Below are 21591 nucleotides of genomic sequence, written 5' to 3' on the forward strand. Positions count from 1 at the left end.
CGTGCATATGATTCCGATGCAACGACCACCCGGTGCTCTGCTAGCGTGCGGACATGCCAGCGAACACGTCCGACCGGGTGCTCGTCGACGAGTGGCGGGCTCTTCTCGCGCTGCACGCCAGGACTCTCTCCGAGCTCGATCGCGCCCTTCACCAGCACGGCCTGGGAGCCAGCGACTTCGAGGTGCTGGACGTCCTCGCGGAGAGCGCGGCCGACGACGGCGGAGCCGCCTACCGGGTACAGGAACTCGCCTCCCGGGTCCATCTCAGCCAGAGTGCGCTGTCCCGGCTGGTCGCCCGGCTGGAGAAGGACGGGCTGGTCTGCCGCGGGATGTGCAGCGAGGACCGTCGCGGCGTACGGGTCGAGCTGACGGAGAAGGGCCGGACCCGCCACACGGAGGTCAGGCCGCTGCAGCGCGCGGTGCTCGCCCGGATGCTGGGCGAGCACCGCGGCTGAGCGGGACCGTCCGGTCCGGGGCGGCCGGGGCGTTCACGACCAGTTGACTCCGGAGTTCCCGGTCCACAGCGCGGCGACCTCCTTGTCCCCGCTCGCCACGAGGGACGAGAGCGGCAGCCGGTTCCACAGGGCCAGACAGAGCTCCGAGGCGGTTCCGCTCACCTCGCAGTCGGCCTGCTCCGCCTCCGCGTCGGCGCCCCGCACTGTCTGAGGGGGTTCGGCGGACAGCCGTACGGTCCACACCGCGTCCGCGTCCAGCGCACGCAGCCGCATGGTGCGGGGTGTGCCGGAACGCACCCGGCTCTTGGGGCGGGCGTGGAAGCCGGTCAGCAGTTCGTCGATGCCGTCGACGGCGTAGGGCGCCGACACCGGTGTCAGTGCCCCGCCGCGCGCCGACTCGGCGTCCACCCGGTGGATCCTGGTCTCGTGCGCCTGCCTGCGCGCCCAGAACGCCAGCGGGGACGGTGCGGGCAGGAAGGCCCAGCAGTCGAGGTCGTCGGGCGCGTTTCTCAGTGCTTCCACCAGCAGCGCGTGCCCGTCCGTGAACCAGTCGAGGAGCTCGTCGCCGTCCAGATCGGGCTCGCCGCCCTCCGGGACGTAACTCCGGTGGCCCTCGGTCACGAACGCCGTCGCCCAGCGGTGCACCATGCCGGTGTGTCTCAGCAGATCGCGCACCTGCCAGCCGGGGCAGGTCGGTACTGGTGCGTGCGGGCCCGCCTCGCCGGCGGCTCCGGCCAGCAGACGGCCTTCACCGGCGAGGGATGCGATGTGCTCGGTTATCTCCACGGCCGAGATTGTGCCAGGTGGGTCAGGCGCCCTGGGGGTGGACGGAGCGGCTCCGGCCGCCACGGCGGACCAGTCGTGCGAACCAGCCGAGGGCGCAGGCCTGCACGAGGACGGACACGATCAGCGCAAGGTAGACGAACCAGGCCGGACCGCCCGTGTCGGCGCCGGCCATGGAGCTGCCGACGAGGAAGACGAAGACCGTCGGCGCCGCGAGGAAGAACACCCAGACCCCGGCGAACGAAGCATCCTCGTGGGCCACGAACAGCGTGTCCACCGCCACGAAGACCGTGGCCGCCAGGACGAGGCCGAGGTAGATCCGTGACGCCGTGTTGCCGAATGTCAGTCGTGCCAGTGTGCGCAGCTGCCGCTTGGTCATCAACTGGTGGCTCATGTCCGCTCCCCGTGGTCGGTTGATGTCTCCATCGTGCGCCGGGGAAGCCGTCCGTGCCTGAGTACGCCTACTCATTCGCTCATGTGTGCGTTGCGCGGCGTGCGCCGAAGCCCAGCAGTGCGGCGGTCGCGGCGAGCAGCGTCACCGTCGTGAGCGCCACGGGCAGGGAGAACCAGTCGGCCAGGAAGCCGATCACCGGCGGTCCCAGCAGCATCCCGCCGTAGCCGAGCGTCGACGCGGCAGCCACTCCGCTGGGACCGGCCAGCGCGCCCGCCCGGCCGACCGCGACGGGGAAGATGTTGGCCAGGCCGAGGCCGGTCACGGCGAATCCGAGCAGGGCGAGCCAGAGCGTGGGGGCGAGGGCTCCGAGCAGCATCCCCGCCGCGGCCGTCGTCCCGCCGACCACCAGGGTGCGGGTCTGCCCGAACCGTTCGAGGAGCGTGGTGCCGGTGAGCCGGCCGATGGCCATGGTCAGGGCGAACAGGGAGTAACCGGCTGCCGCGGGTCCCGGGTTCGCGTGCAGGTCCTGCGTGAGGTGCAGCGCGCCCCACTCGGCCAGCGCGCCCTCGCCGTACGCCGTGCAGAGCGCGATGACGCCGAAGAGGATGACGATCCGGCGGGCCCGGCCGTCCATGCGCTGCGGGCGCTCCCGTGTGCCGGAGGTCCCCTTCGGGGCGGTGACGGCGGTGGCCGGGCGGTGGCGCAGCAGTACCGGGCCTGTGACGGCAGTGACGAGCAGCCCGATTCCGGCGAGGGCGAACAGGTGCGTCGAGGGCGACAGATCACCCGCGACCAGTCCGCCGAGCCCGGCGCCGGCCATGGCGCCGAGGCTGAAAGCGGCGTGGAAACTCGGCATCACCGGGCGGCGCATGGCGGTGACCAGATCGACGGCCGCGCTGTTCGCCGCCACGTTCATGCCGCCGTAAGCGGCTCCGAACAGCAACAGGACCAGCCCCAGGGCGAGGACCGAATGCGTCTGCGCGGGAAGGGCGATGCTCAGCGGGAGCAGCACGCCGCAGACCACGGTGACGGCATGGCTCCCGTATCGCCGGCAGAGCCTTCCGGTGAGCATCATGGTGATCACCGCACCCGCGGAGACTCCCAGCAGGGCGAGTCCGAGAGTGGAGGGGGAGGCTCCGGTCTGGTGCTTGATGGCCGGGATGCGGACCACCCAGCCGGCGAAGAGGAACCCGTCGAGGGCGAAGAACACGGTCAGCGCGGTACGGAGGCGGGCCGACGGGGGTGGGGCGGTGTCTCCGCCAAGTCCCCCCGGTAGGGCCGTCCGCAGTTTGTTTAGTTGCGGCACAAACTCAGCATAGGGCCGCGCGGACGCCGTACGCAACATGGCGAACCCCGTGACCGTCCGGTGAACGATGTGGGGCGTACGGGCGTCGGCGGCGGCTCCGGATCATGGGAGACTCGCCCCCATGAACGGGAAGTCGACCACCACCCGGCAGAAGTTGGAGAGAGGCCGCAGCGCCCTGGGACCCGCACTGGAGCTGGTCCACACAGGCCGCGCGCCCACGCGCGCCGTGCTGACGTCCGAACTCGGTGTCACCCGCGCCACCGCGGGAGCGGTGGCCGCGGAGCTGGAGGCGCTCGGGCTGATCCGGGTCGACTCCAGCCCCGGCTCCGCCGCCGGTTCGCAGGGCCGCCCCTCGCACCGGCTGGCCGTCAGGGACGGCGGGCCGGTCGCACTCGCCGCACAGGTCCACTCCGACGGCTTCCGTGCCGCGCTCGTCGGGCTCGGTGGCAGGATCGTCGCCACCGCACCCGGCTGCGTCGCGGTCATGGCCGATCCCGCCCAGGTCCTCGGCGAGGTCGTCGAAGCCGGTGCCCGGCTGCTCCGGGACAGCGGACTGCGCTGCGTCGGAGCAGGGCTCGCCGTACCCTCGGCCGTCGCCGAACCCGAGGGCACCGCCCTCAACCCACTGCACATCGCCTGGCCCGCGGGTGCCCCCGTCCGGGAGATCTTCACCGCCTGCGTGCGCGCGGCCGGAATCACCGGACCGGCGTTCACCGGCAACGACGTCAACCTCACCGCCCTCGCCGAGCACCGGCACGGCGCAGGACGCGGCGCCCAGCACCTGCTCTGCGTGGCCACCGGACACCGTGGCGTGGGCGGTGCGCTCGTCCTGGACGGGCGCCTGCACAGCGGGAGTTCGGGACTCGCCCTGGAAGTGGGACATCTCACGGTGAACCCCGAGGGGCGGCCCTGCCACTGCGGCGGACGCGGGTGCCTGGACGTCGAGACGGACCCCCTCGCCTTCCTCACCGCGGCGCGCCGGGAACCCGGTCCCGAGGAGTCGCTCCTCAAACAGGCCGGCGACCTGCTGCGCACGGAGTACGCCGACCCCTGCGTACGGACCGCGGCGGAGGAGCTGATCGACCGGCTCGGCCTGGGCCTTGCCGGGCTCGTCAACATCCTCAACCCCGACCGCATCATCCTCGGCGGACTGCACCGCGACCTCCTCGAGGCCGACCCCGAACGGCTCCGTGCGGTCGTCGCCGACCGCAGCCTGTGGGGGCGCAGCGGCAGCGTGCCGATCCTGTCCTGCACGCTGGCCCACAACAGCCTGGTCGGCGCCGCAGAGCTGGCCTGGCAGCCCGTGCTCGACGACCCGCTGGCCGCCCTCACCTGATCAGGGGCGGGGGCCCCGCCTCGGGGCGGCGAACGCGAAGGCGCGCGCCGGGGCCGTGACAAGGACCGAGTGCAACAGGTCCTTTCCGAGGGCCTGCTCCGGCCGGGGACGCAGCCTCCGCAGGAGGTCGGGCATCCCCGGTGTCCCGGGCACGGTCGTGTCGCCACCGAGCAGCAGCCGGCCGCCGAAGCCGGCATCGGCGAGCTCCGCGAGCTGGTCCGGCAGCCGCCAGTCCGTGGCGTGGTTGGCCCGTGAAGGGCCGTCGAACGCGAGGAACGCACCCGCCCGCGCGGCCTCGCGCTGCACCACGCCGTCGGGGAACCGTCCCAGGTGGCCGAGGGCGACCCGCCCCGGATCCACCCCCGACTCCCCGCACAGCAGGTCCAGTACGTCCAGCGCACCCGTACCCAGCTCCAGATGCACGGCGATCGGTGCGCCGGTCCGTTGATGGGCACCTGCCGCCGCCGTCATGGTGAGCCGGGCGTGGGCGTCGATGCCGTGGAACGATCCGGCCACCTTGATCGTCCTGCCCGCGCTTTCGTACCGTCGATGCCCTCGGTGAGCTCCCGGACGAACAGGGCCTCCGGCTCCGGCAGGATCCGGCCGAGCAACTCCTCGGGGTAATGGGCGGCTTGATGGAGTCCCGTGGCCGCGACGACCTGGACCCCGGTCGCACGGGAAAGTGCCACGAGGTCCCCGGGCTTCCTGCCCATCCCGTACGGAGTCCACCGGACCACCGACCGGCCCCCGAGCCCGTGGAATCCGTGCAGCGGTTCCTGTGCCCGCCCGGGGTCGTCCAGCTCCTGGCCGGGCAGCAGCGGGGTGCGGATGAAGAGGTGGTCGTGTGCGTCGCAGACACCCAGGTCTTCGGCGGGGATGTATCCGAGGACGGTGCGGACCGCGGTCACCACTGCCTGTCCCGCCCCAGCCGGTCGCGCTCCGGCGCCGACACGTGGAGCACCTCGAAGCGGTCACCGGGGGCCGCGCCGGGCTCCTCTTCCCAGAGGGTGAAGTGGAGCAGCTCCCAGCGGCGCGGATCCACGGCCAGTGCCGTGGCGACGACCCCGGGAGACGCGGCCAGCAGTCGGGCCTCCTCCAGCGCGGCCTCGACCGCCCCGGCGGGCCGGACCGTGTCCGCGACCCGCACCCGGCGGCGGACCGCGATACGGGCGGACGCGCCCGCGGCCGGCCCGTCCAGGTACGCGAGTCCCGTCCAGTGCTGCACCTCGGGGCGGCCGAAGTCATCGACGACGCCCTGGAAACCGGGGCCCCAGAGAAAGGCGTTCATGCCCTCGGGGGCCGACCACAGATACAGCGGTGCGTACTGGTTGACCGGTGACGCCGCGCCGCGTTCCCGGATCAGATACGCCTTGAGGCCGAGGCCAGGGAAGGCGTCGAGGAGGTGCCCCCTCGTCGCGACGCGTCCGCGGATGATCTCCATGTCGTAGTCGGCGGGCAGGGTGATCTCGTACTGCATGGCGTGCATCGGTAACTCCTCGGGCAGGGAACCGTCTTCGCGGCTCAGGCCGACGGGGTGCGTGCGGTGAGCAGGGAGAGCAGCCCCGTGACCGCCGAGTCGAAGGCGGCGGTCGAGCCGGAGGCGCGAGCCAGGACGTAGCCGCCCTGGACGGTCGCCACGATGGCCGCCGCGATCTCGCCCGCGACGAGACCCGGTGTGAACTCGCCCCCGTCCAGGCCCTCCTGGACGACCTCGGTGAGCCGGCCCCGCAGCCAGGCCAGTGTCTCGTCCACCGGTGCGCGCAGCTTGTCGCTCGCCACGACGTCCGGATCCATCGTCAGCCGCCCCACCGGGCAGCCCTGCAGCACCTCGCGCTCGCGCAGCAGGTAGCGGGAGATCCGCGCGTACGCCGGTCCGGGTCCGTCCAGCACGCGCCCCGCGGCTTCCCGCATCTGCGCCGCGGTGCGGTCGATGGCCGCGAGCGCCAGATCGGGCTTGCCGGCGAAGTGGTGGTACATGCTGCCCTGGCCCGCACCCGCCCGCTGCTGGATGGCCTTGGGGCTGGTGCCCACGTAGCCGCGCTCCCAGAGGAGCTCCTGGGTGGCTTCGATCAGACGGTCCGGAGTGCTCATCCCCTTACTGTACATACCAGTAGGTACAAACGGATGCGGCCGGGACCGATGCCGGGAGCAGACGCGTGGGCACCACGTACTCCCACAGTGGTACGCGCACTGCCGCCGGCCGTACGACGCCCCGGACCCCCTCCCGGAGCCAGGCTCGTGAGCGACAGAAGAACGCGCACGAACCCCCTGACCGAGGGAGCTGACCGAGATGAACACCCTTGCCCACTCCGGCGGACCCGGACCCTGGATCCTCCTCTTCCCGATCATCTGGGCGGCCGTCGTCATCGGCGTCGTCACCCTGCTGCGCCGCACCGTCCGGCGTGGCCGCCGGGGCCCGTGGCAGTCCCACGGCGTCCGCCGGGGCGGCACCGGCGAGCACTCGCCGATCGACCTCCTCGGCAGGCGGTTCGCCACAGGTGAGATCGACGAGGACGAGTACTGGCGCCGCCTCTCCGTCCTGGACGAGCCCTTCGGACGCTTTGACAAGGACGGACCGGCATGACCACCGCCGACACCACCACCGGTAGCACAGCAGCGGCCCGGGTCGCCGACGCCGTGAAGGTCTACGGCACAGGCGACTCCGAGGTCAGGGCCTGGACGGAGTGGGCGTCGGCTTCCCGGGCGGCCGCTTCACCGCGATCACGGGGCCCTCCGGCTTCGGGAAATCGACCTGATGCACTGCGCCGCCGGTCTCGACACCCTGACCGCCGGATCGGCCACCGATCTGGTCCGAAAGATCGAACAGGTACCGGGTGTCGCGGCAGCCGCTCCGAAGACCGAGGGGGAGGGGCAGCTCCTGGGAGCAGACGGCGGACCATCGGCGGGCAGGGGCCGCCCACCGTCGCCGGGAACTGGATCGCCGATCCCTAGCTCAATCCGTACCGCCTCGTGGACGGACGAGCGCCGTTTGTGCCCGGCAAGGTCGTCGTCAACCGCGGTACCGCCGAGCCGGGCGGCCTGAAGATCGGCGACACCACCGTCCTGCGCACCCCCGACCCGGTCCGTGTCACCGTCGTCGGCCTGCCCACCTTCGGCGGGGAGGACGGCATGGCCCAGGTCTCCTACATTCTCCGGGTTGGGCACGGCAGGCGGCCTGCTGCTCGGTGCTCTCCTGGGCTGGGTGCCCGTCAAGTCAAGGCGTCGGAAGGCACCGGCGACACGGTGTTCGTCTTCGCACCGCCGCCGCTGAGGCTGCTGGCCGTCGCCCTGGTCGGGCTCGCCGCGGGCGCGCTGGCCGGCTGGCGGCCGGCCCGGCGCGCCGCACGACTCGACGTGCTCCGCGCGATCGCCACGGAGTAGCGCGCACGACAGAGGAAGTGACGCCCTCGCCCCGCCCGGTCAGCCGACGACGGCCGACCGGGCCCGAGTCTGTGCCGTGTGCTCCACGAGCGTGTCCCGTCCGGAGCCGAAAGGACCGTCGGTCGTCGACCCGTACACCGGGAGAGGCGACAGTGCGATGGCGAAGGACGGGGCCGGAAGGGTGAACCAGACGACCTTGCCCGTGTCGTCGGTCGGTCGTACTCCCCAGCTCTCGCTGACCGCGGCGATCATCGCCAGTCCGCGCCCCGAAGTGGCGGACGAATCGGCATCGCACACGGTCGGCAGCCGTGGGTCGTGGTCGTGGACGGAAACCGTGAGACGGTCGAGCAGCAGCTCGATCTCGACGGTGCACGATTTGTCCGGCTGTGCATGCCGGTGGACATTGGTCAGCAGTTCGGTGACGCCGAGCGCTGCCGGGTCGATCAGAGGATCGAGATGCCAGTAGCGCAGTTGCGCCGAAATGATTCTGCGGACCTGACCGATCCGCGACGGCAGGGCCTGGAGCTCCACCGCGCAGTGCCTGCTTGGCTCGCTGATCACGGCTGCGACTCCCCGAAATAGGTCCGGAAGAAGACGAAGGAACGGATCCAGCAGTGTGGCGCGCTGCTGTTTCTGGTCTGGTCGTGCGTGGTCCGCCCTGCGGCACCCGGCGGAGCGGCTTGCGCGGTCACCGCCGGTACACCATCAGTGACGTGTCAACAGCGTGACTCAGGGGGTTGGGGTCCGCAACTCGCGGTGTCCGTACGGAACCGTTGCGTCAGGTCCGCCGCCCGCCCGCGCGGCGCAGCGCCTCCAGGAACCTGCGCACCGGAGCGGCCCCGCCGGGCCTGCGGTTGCGCTGCCCCATGGTCAGCCGGTAGCGCACCCCGTTGACCCGCGCGACGGCGGAGTCCGCCGCCAGGAACCATCGCTTGCCCGCGCTCACCGTGGTCACCGGGGCGCTGTCGATCTCCCGGCCGTTACTGGTCAGCAGCGCCAGCCGGCCGTCCTTGACGACGACCTGACCGGCCCGGGTCAGGGAACGGGTCCACCGCTCGATCCTGACTCCACTCGCACTGAACTCTGCCTCGGACATGGCGACTTCGCCCCCCCTTGTACCGGCTTCTGCTGGGAAGTCTGCCCGCATCGGGGCCTGTGCACCAGGTCGCATCAGGCCGGAACCGTGCGTTTCGGGAGAGGATCTCAGGCACCATGGGCACCTGCGGCCACGACAGGGCCAAGGAAGGGCTATGGGGTATCAAAGCGATCGTTTGCGCAGGTGGGGGGAATATCGTGATGGCGTCGGGTACCGGTGGCACGAGGAGGAGATCGCTGATGGACACCAGTGGGCACAGACGTGACGGTGAGATCGCGACGACCACGGACATCGACCGCAGCGATCCCGACTACCGTGCCTGGCTCAAGGAAGCCGTGCGCAAGGTCCAGGCGGACGCCAACCGGTCCGCGGACACCCACCTCCTGCGCTTCCCGCTGCCCGAGCAGTGGGGCATCGACCTGTACCTCAAGGACGAGTCGACGCATCCCACGGGCAGCCTCAAGCACCGGCTGGCGCGTTCGCTCTTCCTCTACGGGCTCTGCAACGGCTGGATCCGCCGCGGCAAGCCGGTCATCGAGGCGTCCAGCGGCTCGACAGCGGTCTCGGAGGCGTACTTCGCGAAGCTGATCGGTGTCTCGTTCATCGCGGTGATGCCCCGCACCACCAGTCCCGAGAAGTGTCGGCTGATCGAATTCCACGGCGGACAGTGCCACTTCGTCGACGACTCGCGGAAGCTGTACGAGGAGTCCGCGGCCCTCGCCGCCCGCACCGGCGGCCACTACATGGACCAGTTCACCTACGCCGAGCGGGCCACCGACTGGCGCGGAAACAACAACATCGCGGAATCCATCTACCAGCAGCTCAGGCTGGAGCGGTACCCGGCGCCCGCCTGGATCGTCGCCACGGCCGGAACCGGCGGTACCTCGGCGACCATCGGGCGCTACGTCCGCTACATGCAGCACGACACGAAGATCTGCGTACCCGACCCGGAGAACTCCTGTTTCTTCGACGGATGGACCCGGCACGACCCCCTGGCCACCAGCGACTGCGGTTCACGCATAGAGGGCATCGGCCGGCCCCGTATGGAGCCGAGCTTCGTACCCGGTGCCATCGACCGGATGATGAAGGTGCCGGACGCGGCGAGCATCGCGGCCGTGCGCGCACTGGAGCGGGCCATCGGCCGCAAGGCCGGCGGTTCCACCGGCACCGGACTGTGGAGCGCGTTCAAGCTCGTCGCGGAGATGGTCGGCCAGGGCAGCACCGGGAGCATCGTCACGCTGTTCTGCGACCCGGGCGAGCGCTACCTCGACAAGTACTACTCCGACAGCTGGCTGAGCGAGCAGGGCCTGGACATCGACCCGTACACGGGGACCATCGACCACTTCCTGGCCACCGGCACCTGGCCCGCCTGAGGTCAGGATCCTTCGAGCAGAGCGTCGAGCACCCGCCCGAAGACCCGGCGGCCCGCATTCGAGAGCAGCGGATCACCCCACCCGGGCAGCAGCCTCACGCGCAGATCCTCGACCCACACCACGTGCGACCCCGCGACCGTCGGCCGGACATCGATCGACGCCCTGCCCAGCACGATCCGGCCGCGCTTCTCCAGCCGGCAGATCCCGGCACGGCCGGCCACCGGCGGCGTCCACCGCACCACTTCCATCGGATCGTCGAACCCGAACGGCCCGAGACCCGTACGAGCCACGAAGACCGTCCCCACTCGCGTCGGCAGACCGGTCGGGACGGTGACCGACGTCATCGGTACGGATCCGGCGTGCGCCTCCCAGTCGGTCACCCGACGCCAGGCCTCGGCGGCGGGAAGGGGGGTGAAACGCTCGATCCGGAAGACGGCCACGGCACGATCCTAGGACGTCCGCGGCCCGTCGGATGCGGAGCGGAACCCAGGCGCCCCTGGAACGCGGCTACTGGGGTGCCGATCCGCCCGCCACGACAAGCCCCGGCAGATGCTCCTCGATCTCCTGCCGGGCGCCGTCCGGCAGCCCCGAGTCCGTGACGAAGGAGTCCACCTCGTCCAGCGTCGCGAACGAACTCAGGCCGACCGTGCCCCACTTGGTGTGATCGGCCACCACCACGACCCGGCGTGCGGCCCGCACGAAGCGGCGGTTCGTCTCGGCCTCCGCGAGGTTCGGGGTCGAGAGGCCGGCCTCCACGGAGATCCCGTGCACCCCGAGAAACAGCACATCGAAGTGGAGGGAGCCGATCGCGCGGTCCGCGACCGGCCCGACGAGGGAGTCCGAAGGCGTGCGTACCCCGCCGGTCAGCACCACGGTGGCCGCTCCGGCCCGGGGCCCACCTCCCGCCGTCGGCCGCTGGGCGTCGTGGAACACGTCGGCGACCCGCACCGAATTCGTCACCACGGTCAGGGACGGAACGTCCAGGAGGTGTCGGGCCAGCGCGAACGTGGTCGTGCCGCCGGACAGGGCGATCGCGCTGCCCGGCACGGCCATCGCCGCCGCCGCCCGCGCGATGTCCTCCTTGGCGCTGAGCTCGAGCGTCGACTTGGCCTCGAACCCTGGTTCGTGCGTACTCGCCTCGACCAGCGGCACAGCCCCGCCGTGCACCTTCTCGATGACGCCCTGGCGGGCCAGCGCGTCCAGGTCCCGGCGGATGGTCATGTCGGAGACATTCAGCCTGCGGGTCAGCTCGTTGACCCGGACCCCGCCGCGCTTGCGCACCTCGTCGAGGATGAGCGCGCGCCGCTGTTCCGCGAGCAGGTTCTGGTTCTCGCTCAACGCCGGGTCCGGTCCCTTCCCTCTGGCCGCAGGTCCGACACCGGCCTGCGGGACGCCCTCATCCTGCCACGCAGCCCTGCCGACCGTGTCACTGGGGAGATTCGGTGAGAGCGATGCGGCAGGCCCCCTCCGTCGGACATGGTGGTGACTGCGCGTCAGCCCGACGCTCCGCGCCGTGCCCCCGTCCCTTCCCCGCCGTCCGACAGGCCGGCGGACCAGAGAGCGAGCAGACGACCTTGCCCCCTGCCACCCAGGCCCCGCAGAGCACCGGGGCAGCGCTGGAACTGCTCGTCCACGGCGTCGGCGGAGCCACTCCCCAGGAGATGCTCGGCGACCCCCGTACGACCAGGATCACCGGCGACGCGACGGCCGCCATCTACCGGCGTACCGAGGACATCGAGGCCGAGCAGCACCCCGGACGTCATGGGGACGGACCCGTCGCCGAGGCCTACTGCTGGGCCAACCTCACCTCGGGCAACGGCTCCCGTGCCCTGTGGCTGCTGCTGCTCCCCTTCATGGTGGTCAACCTCGCCCACTGGATGCGGCCCACGGCACGGGGCCGCACCGCGTCGGTGCGGCTGTACGGCATGGTGGTGCGGCTCATCGCGCTCAGCCTGACCGTGCTGCTGACCGCCGCGGTCTGCGAAGTCGCCCTCGACCTGGTGGCCTGGCAGTGCGCGGGCGCACCCGAGTGCTCCGGCCGGCGGTCCTGGCTCGGCTTCCTGTCGACGGAGCAGGGCGGCTGGTGGTCCCAGCCCGGACGTCGGCTCGCGGTCGCCGCACTCGTGCCCACGGCCCTGGTCGGACTGCTCTGGTACCTGTCCAACCGCACCTGGAGCGCGTACGAATCGCAGCGACCGCTGAGCTGGGACGACCCCGGGGAGGACTCGGCACACACGCCGGAGACCTCCACGTCCGCCGCACCACCGGTCCGTCCCGCCCTCGGCCGGCCCGGGTTCTGGTACGGCCGCCGGCTGGTCGCCCGGCTGCGGGCCGCCCACACCGCCGCCGGATTCCTCACCGTCGCAGCCGCGGTGGGGGGAGCCGCAGCCCGGCACGACCGGTCCACCGACGGTCCCGTGGCCGCTGTGATCGGCGGTCTGTTCGAGGCGGCTCTCGCCGTGTGCGCGCTTGTGGTGGTCGCGGTGGTCTGCCGCCGGGGCCGCAGCGAGCGGCGCCTCGACAACACCCTCGACCGTGCCGTCACCACCCTGCTGCCGGGGGCGTCGCTCGCCCTGCTGCTCGTCGGCACGGTGTACGCCGCATGGTCCCGTCCCGCCTGGGCTTCCTCGGGCACCCTCCCCGGAGAGACCGCCTTCCGCGTCCTCGCCGTCGGACAGTGCGTTCTCGTCGTCCTGCTCGCCGTGGTGGCGCTGAGCCTGTACCACCGCATCCCCGAGCCGCGCACGACCCTCCACGGCCTCGGAGGGCCCGCCGTGGCCATGCTCGCCTGTGCGCTCGGCGGTGTGATGACCGGCGGGGTCGCCCAGCGTGTCGCCGACTGGCTCGACGGCTCCGGTACACCCGGCATGGGCGCCGGCTCGACCATAGAGGGGCCGCCCGTGCTCCTCAGCTGGCAGGCTTCCGTCATCCCTGTCCTGCTGCTGCTCCTGCTGGCCCCCCTCACCTGGCTGGCCGTCCGCACCGGTCTGCGCGCCCGTCGGCTGGGACCCGAGGTCGAGGCGGAGTACGAACAGGCGCGGCCCGACCGCGCCCGCACCCGGCGGATCGCGGGCACCAGGGCCACGGCGGCCCTCACCGACTCCGCCCCCTGGCTCGTCGCGCTGGTCTCGGGCGCCACACTGCTCCTCGGCGCCGGAGCGGTCGCCGGGTCGTGGCTCACCGGTGAGGTGCCCGGCCGGGCGATGGACGGTGCGGTTCCCCTCGTCGAATCGCTCGCCGAGGCGGCGCAGTCGACCGGCTCCTGGATGATCGGCTTCGGATTCGTCCTGTTCGTCACCTGGGGCCGCCGCGCCTACCGCGACGTGTCCGCCCGGCGCACGATCGGCATCCTCTGGGACGTCGGCACGTTCTGGCCGCGCGCCGCCCATCCCTTCGCACCGCCCTGCTACGCGGAGCGCGCCGTGCCCGACCTGTCGTCCCGGATGTCCGCCTGGACGGCGCGCACCCGGGGCCGGCTCGTCATCTCGGGCCACTCCCAGGGCAGCGTCCTGGCAGCGTCCGCGGTCTGGCAGCTGCCCGACGCGACGCGGCGCCGGGTCGCGCTCCTCACCTACGGCTCACCGATCGAGCGGCTCTACGGGCGCTGGTTCCCCGCCTACTTCGGACCGGTACCCCTGGACGGGCTGCACCGGTCCGTACACTGCTGGCGCAACCTCTGGCGTGCGACGGACCCGATCGGAGGTCCCGTCCGCATCGACGAGAGCCAGGGACCCGAGGTGGACCGTGGCCCGCTGAAGGACCCGCTGGTCTACGGCCGAACCCCTGAACACCCGCTGCCCGAACCGATTCTGGGGCACTCGGACTACCAGGCCGACCCGGTCTTCGCCGTGGAGCGGGCCGCGCTCCTGGAACGGCTCGGACCGGTGGTGCCCCACCAGGGCGGCGGGGAGACTCAGGGGAGTTCGGGAAGGTCCTCCGGATAGAGCAGAGTGAGGTCGTCCGTACTCGGCTCGGCGAGCTGGGCGACCCGGCCCGCATGCCGCTCGACCATCGACTCGAAGGTCTGGCGGGCCGTGCGGCCGTTACCGAAGGCGGGGCCCTTGGGAAGCTCTGTGAAGTACTTGAGCAGCGCTTCCCCGGCTCCGCCCGCGAGGCTGTACTCATGCTCCTCGGCCTGCTGCTCGACGATCCGCAGCAGCTCTTCGGGAACATAGTCACTGAAGGTGATGGTCCGTGAGAAACGCGACGCGACGCCCGGGTTGACGGTGAGGAAGCGCTCCATCTCGTGCGTGTACCCCGCCACGATCACGACGACGGCGTCCCGGTGGTCCTCCATCAGCTTCACCAGCGTGTCGATGGCCTCCCGACCGAAGTCCCGGCCGGAGTCCTCGGGCGACAGGGCGTACGCCTCATCGACGAACAGGACTCCGCCACGGGCCCGTTCGAACGCCTCCTGCGTGCGGATCGCGGTCGAACCGATGTGCTCGCCGACCAGGTCGACCCGGGACACCTCCACGAGATGACCGTGCTCCAGCACACCGAGCGAGGCCAGGATCTCGCCGTACAGGCGGGCCACCGTCGTCTTGCCCGTACCCGGGGACCCGGTGAACACGAGGTGCCTGCGCACCGACGCCGCCTTGAGGCCCGCGAGCCTGCGGCGCCGGCCGACCTCGATCATGTCGGTCAGGGCACGCACCTCGCGCTTGACGCTGTCCAGACCCACCAGCGCGTCCAACTCCCCGAGGACGGCGCCCGAATCGCGCACCGGCTCCGTCGGAGCGGGGGCGGCGGGCTCGGCGGCGCGTTGTCCCGGCATCGCACCGAGCAGGCCGGGCGTCGACTGGGTCGCCGTCAGGACCGGCGGGGCCGGGGCAGTGGCACCGCGCAGTCCGCTCTCGTCGCTGGTGCAGTCCTTCACCACAGGACCGCCGCCGATCCCGTCGCCCGGGGAGCCGGAGCCCTCCGCGAACTCGTACCCGCCGCGGGCGCACCGCTCGGTGCGGCAGCGGGTGAGCGTGGAGCGGCAGCCGTCCATGACATGGAAGCCGTAGCCCTCGCTCCCGGTGACGCGGCAGGTGTCGAAGGTGCCGCGGCCCTCGGCCGAGACATAGAAGCCGGCCTCGGCGGGCGAGGTGACCGTGCAGCGCTCGATCGTCGGGTCGGCGCCCTTGGTCACGATGACGCCGGTCTGGGCGGCGTCGATGGTGCAGTTGTTCAGGGTTCCGCCACTGCCGTGGTCGCGGAACCACGCTCCGGTGGACGCTTCGCGGATCCGGCAGTCGTCGAGCTGGGCGGTGGCGCCGTCGCTCACCGACACCGCCGTGTTGCGGATCTGGGACAGGTCGCTGTCCACCACGTCGGCGCGCGAACCCCGGTCCAGGACGAAGAGGGCATCGGGTACGTCGTGGACGCGGCACGAATCGAGTATCACGGTGGCGCCGTCGCTGACCCACACCGCCGGGTAGTCGCCCGTGCTGTCGTGGATCTCGCACTGGTTGGCGTCGACACGGGTACCCGGGTCCCAGACCGACAGGCCGTTGCGGCCGAACCGGCGCACGGTCGAGCGCGTCAGCGTGAGAACGGAGCGGGACCGCAGGTCGACCGCGTTCTCCGGGATGTCGTGAATGTCGCAGTCGGCGAGCGTGAGGACCGCGTCGGTGTCCAGCGTGACGCCGTCCGCGGACGTGCGGTGCACGGTGCAGTCGGTGAGTTGCGCGGAACCGCGGGCCGTGACCTGCACCCCGCTGCCCTTGATCTCGTACACCTCGCAGCCCACGGCTTCCAGACCGCTGCCCTCGCCGGTCACGCTCAGCCCCGCACCGGAGGCGTGGTGGACACGGCACCGCTCGAGCCTCGGATGCGCCCCGTCGCGGACCGAGACACCGGACTGCCCGGCCGACACGATCTCGCACTCCTCGAAGACGCCCCCGGCACCGTCGAGTACGGCGATGCCGACGCCGGCCGGGTTGTCGACGGTACAGCGGCGCACGGTGGGCCGGGCCGCCCCCCGCACCTCGATCCCGGCGGCCGACCGGGTCACGACACGCAGATCCGAAAGCTCGGGCGCGCCCTCCTCGACGAGCAGCGCCGGGGCGGCGGAATCCTGACCCTCCACATGAAGATCCTGGATCACCGCCGAGGCGCGCACCGTCAGGGGTACGCCGTCGACCGGCGCGATCCGCACGGAACCGACGGATCCCTCGGGGCCGCGCAGGGTCACCGCGCGGTCGACGACGAGGTTCTCCCGGTAGGTACCCGGGGCGATGGTGAGGACGTCACCGTCCGCTGCGGCCTCCAGGGCTGCGGTGAGGGAAGCGTATTCGCCCGTGCGGCGGCGCCATCGCGATGTGCCGGTGTGCGTCACCTGGACCGTGCCCTGTGCCATGGTGCTGCTGTGCCCCCACCTCGTGCCGTGTGCGCTGCCTCGTGCCTGTCCGCATGCCTGTGCGACGCCGGTGCCACCGGCCGCACGACAGCGCCGGGCCCGCCTGCCGAGGAGTCGGGCGGGCCGGTCCACCGTAGCGCGCGCGACGGACGCGAGTTGACGAGTCGGCTGCTCATGAGGGTCCGTAAACAGATGTAGCGTCCCGGCACTCGACCTCGCGCACCGGTGGGCTCAGCTGCCCGTCCCGGTCCGGCCCCAGTCCGGACCGGTTTCGGCCCAGGCCCGGTCGAGCCGACCGTACCGCCGTTGCATCATGCGCCATACGGCCAGTCGGCGTGTGGCTTCCACCAGACCCGCCGCGACCAGGGTCGCACCGATTCCGGCCAGGACCGCATGGGTGCGCGCCGTGGATGTGTCCATCGGGCGAATCACCGGGCGGCCCCCGTCATCCGTCCAGATCCGTATCCGCTCCCCGGGGGCGGTGACCGCGGACGCCGCGGACACTCTGCCGGTGCGGGCCGTACCGTCCGGGGCCTTCCACCGGGCCACCGCGGAGGATTGCGCGGTGCCTTCCGCCACGGCCGCCTCGGGGTCCTCGGCGAAGCGCGAGCCACCGGAGGGCCCGCGCACGACGACAGCGGTGGTGAGGTGCCGCCGCGCGTGCTGCGCGCGCACTGCCTGCTGAAGGGCTTCATCGGTGAGGGACCCGCACACCCAGCCGAGCACCGGGGCGGCGATCAGCATCAGCAGCATCGCTGCCAGTGCCCCCCATGCCTCGTGGCGGTCGGTGGGCCTGCACAGGGGATTGTGCCGCCACCGCCGGATTCCCAGGACCGCTCGCACAGTCATCCACCCCCTTCCGTATCCGTCATAGCCCGGTACGGCACTGATCACGTGCTGGGGAAGCGAAGAGAGAGCAACCTCACGCCGTCCAACGCCCGGGACGCTCCGGTGAGTTCCCGGCCGGTGCGAGGTGGTCCGACGTTCAGCCGAGGATCCGCACCGGGTCCCCGACCCGGATCACCCCGGTGCCTTCAGGGATCAGGTTCTGGCCGAAAAGGAGATCCCTGCCCACCAGACGATGGCGGGCGAGCGTACGCAGGGGCTCCTTGCCGCGCTTCGACGTCCGCTGGTCGGTCGTGGTCACGATGCAGCGGGCGCAGGGCTTCGCCACGCGGAAGGCGACCTCCCCGATGGCGATCCGGCCCCAGTCGTCCTCGGCCCACGGGGCCGTCCCGTCCACGACCACGTTCGGCCGGAAGCGGTTCATCGGCAGCGGGCCCTCTTCGGGGTGGTCACCCCGGGCCACGAGTGCGTTGAGCGCATCCAGCGAGGCACTCGAGGTGAGAAGGAGGGGGTAGCCGTCGGCGAACGAAACCGTCTCACCCGGGCGGCCGAACACCGGATCGACGGGCCTGCGGTGCGACGGCGCGTCGAGATGGACGAGCCGGACCTCCGCACCGAGGCGTGCGCCGAACCAGGCGTGCGCGGCCTCGGCCGCCTCCACCACCTCGACCTTGTCCCTGAAGAGCTCCGCGCCGACGGTGCAGACCGGCTCCGGCACGTCCACGGTCAGCGGGGCACTCCCCGGCGCCGAGACGATCACCCCGCCACCTGGCAGGGGCCTCGCGGACAGCTGGGCCATGCCGGGCTGCTGACGCTGGGTGACCACCTTGCCCCGGCCGTCGATCAGCATCCAGCGACGGTCGCCGTCGAGTCCCCATGGCTCGACGACGGCCTGCTCGGCTGCGCACGCTGCCAGCGACTTGACCGGGTGGACGTGGACAGCCCTGAGTACGGGAGAGACCATGCGTCCAGTTTGCCAGTCGTATCCGGCAGCGGGCAGGAGCGCCTGCTCAGTACCCCCGGCCCTGATACGGACGGTTGTACGGGTCCTCGTACGGGGACGGAGTCGGGGCGGGCCGGGGCGATGCCGGGCGCATCGACTCGTAACCCGTGCCGGGGCGCTGCGGCTGCTGCTGGTAGCCGCGGGGCGCCGAGGGCTGCTGCGGGATGTACGGGGCCGGCGCGTGCTGCAGGTGTGCGGGCTGCATCGGCGCGTGCTGCATGCCCGCGTTCTGGTACTGCGGCTGCGGCGCCTGCTGCGGGTAGCCGTACGACCCGCTGGACGGGGCCGCGGGCAGGGCGGGAAGCGACGACGGCAGGGCCGGCAGATAACTGTTGCCCGTGTCGTACGCGGCGGGGACTCGGATCGGTGCGATCTGAGGAGTACCCCGCTCGGCGACCAGGGAGTCGTAGATCGGGGTGTCGGGGAACGACGGCGCGGCGTAGTAGCCGCCGCCGTAGGTGGAGCGGGGGGAGGTCATGACACATAAGTTAAGCCCACGATGTGCTGGTTGGGGAGTCCGATAAGAGGGTTGTTTTACGCGTTGTGAGGGAACCGCGTTCCCCAATGCGAGCGAACTTGGCAAAAAGGGGCACCGAGCCACGCTGTGATCGTGTAAAGAGCGAGTTCACGGGGGGTTACCGGCGGGTCGCGGGGAGCAGTCTCCGCCGTACTGTGGGCTCCCCGGCGGGCCGGGGATTAGGTTGTCGTGAAACTCTCCGGGCAGCCGGACTCGTGATGGGGGCGAGCATGACCATGCAAAAGGGAACCAATGTTCCTGTGCCGGCTCAGGTCGTACAGGTCGAATTGGGCTGGCGAACCTCCCCAGGGGCGCCGGACGTGGATGCCTCGGCGCTCCTTCTCGTGTCGGGAAAGGTACGCAACGACGCGGACTTCGTCTTTTACAACCAGCCGGCCCACGCATCCGGCGCGGTGCGCCACGAGGGCAAGCGGACGGCCGGTGACGCGGTCACGGACAGCCTCGTGGTCGACTTCGCCGCGGTGGAGCCGGCGATCGACCGCGTGGTCGTCGTGGCCTCGGCGGACGGCGGCACCTTCGGCCGGGTGACAGGCCTCTACGTGCGGATCGTGGACTCGGCGAGCGGCTCCGAGATCGCGCGCTTCGAGAGCGCGGACGCGACGGTCGAGACCGCGTTCATCCTCGGCGAGCTGTACCTGCGGCAGGGCGCATGGAAGTTCCGGGCCGTAGGACAGGGGTACGACACCGGACTCGGAGGTCTGGCGACGGACTTCGGTATCTCCGTCGACGAACCGCAGCAGTCGGCACCACCTCAGCAGGCCCCCCACCCGCAGCCGGCGCAGGCGCCCCCGGCGCCCTACCGCGCACCTCAGGCCGCTCCCGCCCCGCAGGTCGCGCCTCCCGCCGCACCCCCCGTCACGCAGCCGGTGAGGCTGACCAAGGTCACCCTGACGAAGGAGGCGCCGTCCGTCTCCCTGTCGAAACAGGGCGGAACCTCCGGGGCCCTGCGCGTCAATCTCAACTGGGAAGTGCGCAAGCAGTTCAAGAGCTGGGGCGCGAAACTCGGCAGGGCCGTCGCCATGCACGCCGACCTCGATCTCGATCTCTGCGCACTCTACGAACTCACCGACGGAAGCAAGGGAGTTGTGCAGGCGCTGGGAAACGCCTTCGGTGATCTCAGCCGGCCCCCCTTTATCCACCTCGACGGTGACGACCGCACCGGCGCGCTCTCCACCGGCGAGAACCTCACAGTCAACCTCGACCACAAGGACCGGCTGCGCCGCGTTCTGATCTTCGTAACCATCTACGAAGGCGCCCGGAGTTTCGCCGATCTGCATGCCACCGTCACTCTGCAGCCACAGAACGGAGCGGCGATCGACTTCTCTCTCGACGAATGCACCGTGCCCTCCACCGTTTGCGCTCTCGCGCTGATCACCAACAACGGGGGAGAGCTCACGGTGCAGCGGGAGGCACGCTATCTCGTCCCACAGCGCGGGGTGAGCCCCCAGCGGACCATCGACGCCGCCTACGGCTGGGGAATGAACTGGACCCCCGGCCGCAAGTGACCCCCGGCCCATGGAGCCCGGCCTCCCACGGCCGGGCTCAGGGCTCAGGTGCGGCCTCGGGGCGGGCGTACGTACGCCCCTTCCAGGCCGCACCGCGTCCGCGGTAGTGCTGGACCGCCGAGTCCACCGTCATCAGGAGGTAGAGGACGGCGGTGAACGGCAGGAGCGGCGCCAGCCACAGCGACTGACGGTAGTACCCGAGCATCGGCATGTACGTCCCCGCCATCACGGCCCACGCCGCCGCCCCCGCCCACGCGGCCACCGTATCGCCCGTCAGCAGCCCGGCCGCGAGCGTCACCGGCGGTGCGACGTAGACGAGACCCAGCCCGAGAACGGTCCCGGCCAGCAGCAGCGGACTGTGCCGCAACTGCGCGTACGCACTGCGCGAAACCATCTGCCACAGATCCGCGAGCCGCGGATAGGGCCGCGCACTGTCCACCCGCTCCGCGAGCCCCAGCCAGATCCGGCCGCCGCTGCGCTGCACCGCCCGCGCCAGCGACACGTCGTCGATCACCGCCTGCCGGATGGACTCGGGGATGCGTGCCCGTTCGGCGGCCCCGGTGCGCAGCAGCACGCAGCCGCCCGCCGCGGCCGCCGTCCGGGTACCCGCCCGGTTGACCCGGCGGAAGGGGTAGAGCTGCCCGAAGAAGTAGACGAAGGCCGGCACGACGAGCCGTTCCCAGGTGCTCGTCACCCTGAGTCGTGCCATCTGCGAAACGAGATCGAAGCCGCCCGCCCCCTCGTCCCCGGCCGCGGCGACCAGCTCCCTCAAACTGTCCGGCTCGTGCGCGATGTCCGCGTCGGTCAGCAGCAGGAACTCCGGCTTCCGCTGCCGGGCCAGCGCGATTCCGTGCCTCAGGGCCCAGAGCTTGCCCGTCCAGCCGGACTCGGGCTCACCCGGCGACACCACCGTCAGCGGCAGCCCCCCGTGCTTCACCGACAGCGCACGCGCGAGCTCACCCGTGCCGTCCTCGCTGCAGTCGTCGACCAGGAAGATCTCCGTGTCCCCCGGATAGTCCTGGGCGAGCAGCGACGGGAGGCTGACAGGCAGCATCTCGGCCTCGTCCCTGGCGGGCACGACGACGGCGACCGAGGGCCAGCGCACCGGGTCGGCACGCCTGGGGAGCCGCTGGTCGGTCCGCCAGAAGAACCCCTGCCCCAGCAGCAGCCACACCCACACGACCAGCGAACCCACGGCGATCCAGGCAACGGCGCTCATCCGCCGAAGT

General features: G+C 71.5%; 20 protein-coding genes and 3 pseudogenes. 8 read left to right on the top strand and 15 right to left on the bottom strand.

Features of this window, described 5'->3' with window-relative positions; all coding sequences use genetic code 11:
- The first annotated feature begins 53 nt into the window (after nucleotides 1–53).
- Entirely contained in the window at nucleotides 54–455 is a 402-nt protein-coding gene (locus OG844_RS41470) for a MarR family winged helix-turn-helix transcriptional regulator (protein WP_406388152.1), read from the top strand.
- A gap of 33 nt (nucleotides 456–488) precedes the next feature.
- Here OG844_RS41470 and OG844_RS41475 read toward each other — a convergent pair whose 3' ends face one another.
- From OG844_RS41475 to OG844_RS41485, 3 genes are all read right to left on the bottom strand, one after another.
- Nucleotides 489–1241, bottom strand: a complete 753-nt coding sequence (locus tag OG844_RS41475; protein ID WP_406388151.1) for a maleylpyruvate isomerase family mycothiol-dependent enzyme — start codon at nucleotides 1239–1241, stop codon at nucleotides 489–491.
- Between the two features lie 22 nt (nucleotides 1242–1263).
- A complete protein-coding gene (locus OG844_RS41480; protein ID WP_406388150.1) occupies nucleotides 1264–1632 on the bottom strand; it encodes an SCO4225 family membrane protein in 369 nt (122 codons plus the stop codon).
- Nucleotides 1633–1711: 79 nt separating this feature from the next.
- Nucleotides 1712–2938: an MFS transporter gene (locus tag OG844_RS41485; RefSeq protein WP_406388149.1), complete on the bottom strand. Its 1227-nt coding sequence runs from the start codon at nucleotides 2936–2938 to the stop codon at nucleotides 1712–1714.
- A gap of 121 nt (nucleotides 2939–3059) precedes the next feature.
- Between OG844_RS41485 and OG844_RS41490 the strand changes: the two genes are divergently transcribed.
- A complete protein-coding gene (locus OG844_RS41490; protein WP_406388148.1) occupies nucleotides 3060–4274 on the top strand; it encodes an ROK family protein in 1215 nt (404 codons plus the stop codon).
- On the opposite strand, the pseudogene OG844_RS41495 reads toward OG844_RS41490, so the two are convergent.
- The 3 genes and pseudogenes from OG844_RS41495 to OG844_RS41505 form a co-directional block, all read right to left on the bottom strand.
- Nucleotides 4275–5185 (bottom strand): annotated as a pseudogene (locus tag OG844_RS41495) (phosphotriesterase).
- Entirely contained in the window at nucleotides 5179–5760 is a 582-nt protein-coding gene (locus OG844_RS41500) for a DUF4865 family protein (RefSeq protein WP_406388146.1), read from the bottom strand. Before OG844_RS41500 ends, OG844_RS41495 begins: the two are co-directional and overlap by 7 nt.
- A 35-nt stretch (nucleotides 5761–5795) precedes the next feature.
- Nucleotides 5796–6365, bottom strand: coding sequence for a TetR/AcrR family transcriptional regulator (locus OG844_RS41505; RefSeq protein WP_406388144.1), 570 nt, complete (start codon nucleotides 6363–6365; stop codon nucleotides 5796–5798).
- Nucleotides 6366–6564: 199 nt separating this feature from the next.
- Between OG844_RS41505 and OG844_RS41510 the strand changes: the two genes are divergently transcribed.
- The 3 genes and pseudogenes from OG844_RS41510 to OG844_RS41520 all read left to right on the top strand — a co-directional run.
- Nucleotides 6565–6858, top strand: coding sequence for an SHOCT domain-containing protein (locus OG844_RS41510; RefSeq protein WP_406388143.1), 294 nt, complete (start codon nucleotides 6565–6567; stop codon nucleotides 6856–6858).
- Nucleotides 6855–7074, top strand: a pseudogene (locus tag OG844_RS41515) (ABC transporter ATP-binding protein); the annotation flags it as partial. The gene OG844_RS41510 and the pseudogene OG844_RS41515, both read left to right, overlap by 4 nt.
- Nucleotides 7075–7415, top strand: a pseudogene (locus tag OG844_RS41520) (ABC transporter substrate-binding protein); the annotation flags it as partial.
- Nucleotides 7416–7694: 279 nt separating this feature from the next.
- Here OG844_RS41520 and OG844_RS41525 read toward each other — a convergent pair.
- The gene (locus OG844_RS41525) at nucleotides 7695–8216 is read right to left on the bottom strand and encodes an ATP-binding protein (RefSeq protein ID WP_406388141.1); all 522 of its coding nucleotides are present in this window, start codon (nucleotides 8214–8216) and stop codon (nucleotides 7695–7697) included.
- A gap of 217 nt (nucleotides 8217–8433) precedes the next feature.
- The gene (locus tag OG844_RS41530; protein ID WP_329213767.1) at nucleotides 8434–8751 is read right to left on the bottom strand and encodes a hypothetical protein; all 318 of its coding nucleotides are present in this window, start codon (nucleotides 8749–8751) and stop codon (nucleotides 8434–8436) included.
- Between the two features lie 239 nt (nucleotides 8752–8990).
- On the opposite strand from OG844_RS41530, the gene OG844_RS41535 reads away from it, so the two are divergent.
- Nucleotides 8991–10124, top strand: a complete 1134-nt coding sequence (locus OG844_RS41535; RefSeq protein WP_406388140.1) for a PLP-dependent cysteine synthase family protein — start codon at nucleotides 8991–8993, stop codon at nucleotides 10122–10124.
- Nucleotides 10125–10126: 2 nt separating this feature from the next.
- On the opposite strand, the gene OG844_RS41540 is transcribed toward OG844_RS41535, so the two are convergent.
- Nucleotides 10127–10564 (bottom strand): SRPBCC family protein, encoded by a 438-nt coding sequence (locus tag OG844_RS41540; RefSeq protein ID WP_406388139.1) that lies wholly within the window; start codon nucleotides 10562–10564, stop codon nucleotides 10127–10129.
- Nucleotides 10565–10631: 67 nt separating this feature from the next.
- Complete coding sequence (locus OG844_RS41545) at nucleotides 10632–11462, bottom strand: DeoR/GlpR family DNA-binding transcription regulator (RefSeq protein WP_406388137.1); 831 nt, start codon at nucleotides 11460–11462, stop codon at nucleotides 10632–10634.
- Nucleotides 11463–11698: 236 nt separating this feature from the next.
- Between OG844_RS41545 and OG844_RS41550 the strand changes: the two genes are divergently transcribed.
- Nucleotides 11699–14068, top strand: a complete 2370-nt coding sequence (locus OG844_RS41550; protein WP_406388136.1) for a hypothetical protein — start codon at nucleotides 11699–11701, stop codon at nucleotides 14066–14068.
- On the opposite strand, the gene OG844_RS41555 is transcribed toward OG844_RS41550, so the two are convergent.
- The 4 genes from OG844_RS41555 to OG844_RS41570 form a co-directional block, all read right to left on the bottom strand.
- Nucleotides 14038–16470 carry a right-handed parallel beta-helix repeat-containing protein gene (locus tag OG844_RS41555; RefSeq protein WP_406388135.1) on the bottom strand — a complete coding sequence of 811 codons (2433 nt, stop codon included), beginning with the start codon at nucleotides 16468–16470 and terminating at the stop codon, nucleotides 14038–14040. The two genes, OG844_RS41550 and OG844_RS41555, sit on opposite strands and share 31 nt — an antisense overlap.
- 231 nt (nucleotides 16471–16701) lie before the next feature.
- Nucleotides 16702–17319: a hypothetical protein gene (locus tag OG844_RS41560; RefSeq protein ID WP_406388133.1), complete on the bottom strand. Its 618-nt coding sequence runs from the start codon at nucleotides 17317–17319 to the stop codon at nucleotides 16702–16704.
- Nucleotides 17320–17455: 136 nt separating this feature from the next.
- Entirely contained in the window at nucleotides 17456–18280 is an 825-nt protein-coding gene (locus OG844_RS41565; protein WP_406388131.1) for an MOSC domain-containing protein, read from the bottom strand.
- A gap of 46 nt (nucleotides 18281–18326) precedes the next feature.
- A complete protein-coding gene (locus OG844_RS41570; RefSeq protein ID WP_351176576.1) occupies nucleotides 18327–18797 on the bottom strand; it encodes a DUF6643 family protein in 471 nt (156 codons plus the stop codon).
- 257 nt (nucleotides 18798–19054) lie between these two features.
- On the opposite strand from OG844_RS41570, the gene OG844_RS41575 reads away from it, so the two are divergent.
- Entirely contained in the window at nucleotides 19055–20362 is a 1308-nt protein-coding gene (locus OG844_RS41575; protein WP_406388129.1) for a TerD family protein, read from the top strand.
- A gap of 37 nt (nucleotides 20363–20399) precedes the next feature.
- Here OG844_RS41575 and OG844_RS41580 read toward each other — a convergent pair whose 3' ends face one another.
- A complete protein-coding gene (locus OG844_RS41580; RefSeq protein WP_406388128.1) occupies nucleotides 20400–21581 on the bottom strand; it encodes a glycosyltransferase in 1182 nt (393 codons plus the stop codon).
- Nucleotides 21582–21591 lie beyond the last annotated feature (10 nt).

Source organism: Streptomyces sp. NBC_00887 (assembly GCF_045207585.1).

Bases quoted from the DNA above. Each gene is read 5' to 3' on its own strand.
- OG844_RS41470 (WP_406388152.1), top strand. From the start codon at position 54: ATGCCAGCGAACACGTCCGACCGGGTGCTCGTCGACGAGTGGCGGGCT.
- OG844_RS41480 (WP_406388150.1), bottom strand. From the start codon at position 1,632: ATGAGCCACCAGTTGATGACCAAGCGGCAGCTGCGCACACTGGCACGA.
- OG844_RS41490 (WP_406388148.1), top strand. From the start codon at position 3,060: ATGAACGGGAAGTCGACCACCACCCGGCAGAAGTTGGAGAGAGGCCGC.
- OG844_RS41500 (WP_406388146.1), bottom strand. From the start codon at position 5,760: ATGCACGCCATGCAGTACGAGATCACCCTGCCCGCCGACTACGACATG.
- OG844_RS41505 (WP_406388144.1), bottom strand. From the start codon at position 6,365: ATGAGCACTCCGGACCGTCTGATCGAAGCCACCCAGGAGCTCCTCTGG.
- OG844_RS41510 (WP_406388143.1), top strand. From the start codon at position 6,565: ATGAACACCCTTGCCCACTCCGGCGGACCCGGACCCTGGATCCTCCTC.
- OG844_RS41530 (WP_329213767.1), bottom strand. From the start codon at position 8,751: ATGTCCGAGGCAGAGTTCAGTGCGAGTGGAGTCAGGATCGAGCGGTGG.
- OG844_RS41535 (WP_406388140.1), top strand. From the start codon at position 8,991: ATGGACACCAGTGGGCACAGACGTGACGGTGAGATCGCGACGACCACG.
- OG844_RS41555 (WP_406388135.1), bottom strand. From the start codon at position 16,470: ATGGCACAGGGCACGGTCCAGGTGACGCACACCGGCACATCGCGATGG.
- OG844_RS41560 (WP_406388133.1), bottom strand. From the start codon at position 17,319: ATGACTGTGCGAGCGGTCCTGGGAATCCGGCGGTGGCGGCACAATCCC.
- OG844_RS41565 (WP_406388131.1), bottom strand. From the start codon at position 18,280: ATGGTCTCTCCCGTACTCAGGGCTGTCCACGTCCACCCGGTCAAGTCG.
- OG844_RS41570 (WP_351176576.1), bottom strand. From the start codon at position 18,797: ATGACCTCCCCCCGCTCCACCTACGGCGGCGGCTACTACGCCGCGCCG.
- OG844_RS41575 (WP_406388129.1), top strand. From the start codon at position 19,055: ATGGGGGCGAGCATGACCATGCAAAAGGGAACCAATGTTCCTGTGCCG.
- OG844_RS41580 (WP_406388128.1), bottom strand. From the start codon at position 21,581: ATGAGCGCCGTTGCCTGGATCGCCGTGGGTTCGCTGGTCGTGTGGGTG.